Source organism: Pseudoalteromonas sp. APC 3691 (assembly GCF_030408135.1).
Classification (GTDB): Bacteria; Pseudomonadota; Gammaproteobacteria; order Enterobacterales; family Alteromonadaceae; genus Pseudoalteromonas.
The window spans coordinates 1-2737 of record NZ_JASDCB010000129.1 but is presented as its reverse complement, the minus strand read 5'-3'; the positions used below and the strand labels follow the sequence as shown (position 1 = coordinate 2737).

The window sequence follows — 2737 nt, the reverse complement described above, 5'->3', positions numbered from 1 at the left end:
TCTGACTAAGTATAGGGCGTTGCGCTATTTTGCACGCTGACCCACCAATACTGCCGAAACAGGTTACGGTTAGTTGTGTACCTCTAACTTCTTATGGCTTCCTTCAGACCCCACCGTTGGCCAGTGATGCCCTTGCCATTCAGATTATCTTCCCCTTAGTCAGGGTGATAAGGCATCTTTCAGCCTATCGGGTTTGCCAGCTTCGCTGGGCAAACAAAAAAAGCGAATAAGGTAAGCCCTATTCGCTTTTTTGTTTAAAAATTCACTTTAAATAGAGCTTAACCAAACGCGACGTTTGCAAATACCAAGGTCATTAATATTGGGCAAACAAAACGAATATACTGAGCAAACCAGTAATGTACACCGGTTGTTGCTTGATGTAATTTATTACCACGCTGCCACATCCACCCTACTGTAATAAAGTAAAATAAACCCATAAGCGGTAATTGGTATTGAGTAAATAGCATAATAACTAAGCCAAATAACCAATCAAAATTTAATATAATCGCGCTTGCACACACAAGTACAACGGCGCTCACTGCCCACGTTGCTTTGGTGCGACTAACGTTATGGTTTTCGACTAAAAACGCTACCGGAATTTCAGTCGTCGATATTGTTGACGTAACCGATGCAATAGACATTAATACAAAAAACAATAAACCAACTAATAAACCAATTTCGCCCATGGTGCTAAATAGCTCAGGTAAAATAGCAAAAATTAGCTGCCCTTCGCCAATCAGTTTACCACCACTAAATACTTCAACACCGTTGTGCTGCGCCACATAAATAGCAGGAATAATAAGTAACCCCGCTAAAAAAGCAACGCCAGTATCAAGTAGTGCAACACCTGCGGTAAGCTTTGGTAAATTAGCATCTGGCTGTAAATACGAGCCGTAAATCATCATACAGCCCACACCTAGTGAGAGCGAAAAGAACGCTTGCCCCATTGCGGCAATAATTAAATTAGGGTCGAGTATCTGGCTAAAATCAGGTATTAAATACGCGGCAAAACCTTCGCTTGCGCCATCGAGTGTTGCAATGTAGGCAATTAAACCAACTAGCAGCACAAGTAACAGTGGCATTAAACGGCGCGACCAGGTTTCGATTCCCGACTTAACCCCTTTTAAAATAATACTGGCAGTTAAAATAAGCATAAGCGGCGTAAATACAAAATTACGCAGCACTGAGTCGCTATGTAAAAATTCGCTTACGCCTGTGAAACCTAAAAAGGTTGTTATGGGTTCAATAGCGTACGAGAGCATCCACCCTGCCACTATTGAATAAAAACTTAGCATAACAACTGCGCCCGCAAGACCTATGTAACCGGCTGCTGCACCTACTTTACGATTAGTGTTTTGCCATGCATCGCCCAATGCTTTTACCGGGTTAGCTTGTGCTTTGTGACCTAAATAAAGTTCGGTATACAACGCAGGAAGCGCAAGTAAAAATATAACAATAAAATAAACCAGTAAAAAAGCACCGCCGCCATGGTTGGCCGCTTGCGTAGGAAAACCCCAAATATTACCCAAACCCACTGCTGCGCCAGCAGCGGCTAAAACAAAACCAAGTCGGCTTTGAAACCCATCACGCACTTGTGCCATACATCTACAAATCTGTTATTATTTTGATTATTGTGAATTAAACCATATTTCATGCCAGCTGAGTAATAAAATTGTACCCAGCCTTTATTAGTGGCACTAACCGCTCACAATATCAGCGACTTCTTTTGCTTTAGGGCTTTTATGACTGAACACTATTTTAAAAACACCTTGAGTATTACTTCAACTCAATTGGCAAATTTGTCTTTAGCGAGTAACAGTATTTTATTATTTAATGCTAAAACACTTGAGCTTAGTGACTTTAATTTGCCCGACTGCTTAAGCCCATTTGAGTTAACCATTATAAACCGCCGTAAAAGCCCACAAGCTAAGCAAGAGTATTTAGCTACGCGGTTATTGTTAAAACACCTTATTAAAGTAACGCAGCCGCAACATACGCACGCACCCCTTAATAAAATGAGTACCGAATTTGATGAAGCAAGCTCAAAGCTGCAAATACATGTAAATGGTAATGTTATAAATACCTGTATTTCGCATTCGCATGGTTTAGTTGGGGTCGCGCTAAATCTTGATAAAAGTGAGTTTGGTTTTGATATTGAAAAAGTAAGCCTAAAGCGCCCGTTTGAAAAGCTCGCTAAGCATTTTTATCATAATGATGAAATTACACTTATCACCAAGCCTACTAATACCCAAGCCCAAGCAGAGACGTTTTTTAGAATTTGGACATTAAAAGAGTCACTTGCTAAAGCCACCAGCCGCCCTATTGCAAAATTACTTAGCCCCAATGTATTTGACGAATTAAATAGTGCAAAGCTGAGTGCTAGCAGTAATCGCGTTACTGTAGTTGATAGCAATGACAGCAATGTTTGTTTTGATGTAAGTGTGGTGCATAAAAAAAGCACCGACTGGCGATGCTTTTTATTAACTGATTTTGTTAAGTGATTTTACTAAGTAACTTTACTAGGGCGTGTTGATCTTTGTGGTATGAAAAACAAACAGCATGAAGATAAGGTATAATTGAATTCGCCAGAAAACTTTACACCGAACCTACATGCCAAGATTAATGTTAACAGACGGGACATGGAATGTCTTATCAAAAGTAATGTACTTAAGTGGTCGAATTTATAATAAGCCCGACCATAGAAAAACGCTCGAAGGCATACTGTATAAGATGCGCA

General features: G+C 40.2%; 2 protein-coding genes and 1 pseudogene. 2 read left to right on the top strand and 1 reads right to left on the bottom strand.

The window, feature by feature from the left end:
* Positions 1 to 278: 278 nt before the first annotated feature.
* On the bottom strand, positions 279 to 1601 hold the full coding sequence (locus QL998_RS20495; RefSeq protein ID WP_290193383.1) for a sodium-dependent transporter: 1323 nt from the start codon (positions 1599 to 1601) through the stop codon (positions 279 to 281).
* A gap of 141 nt (positions 1602 to 1742) precedes the next feature.
* On the opposite strand from QL998_RS20495, the gene QL998_RS20490 reads away from it, so the two are divergent.
* Positions 1743 to 2501, top strand: coding sequence for a 4'-phosphopantetheinyl transferase superfamily protein (locus QL998_RS20490; protein WP_290193382.1), 759 nt, complete (start codon positions 1743 to 1745; stop codon positions 2499 to 2501).
* A gap of 109 nt (positions 2502 to 2610) precedes the next feature.
* Positions 2611 to 2737: pseudogene (locus QL998_RS20485) on the top strand (IS5/IS1182 family transposase); the annotation flags it as partial.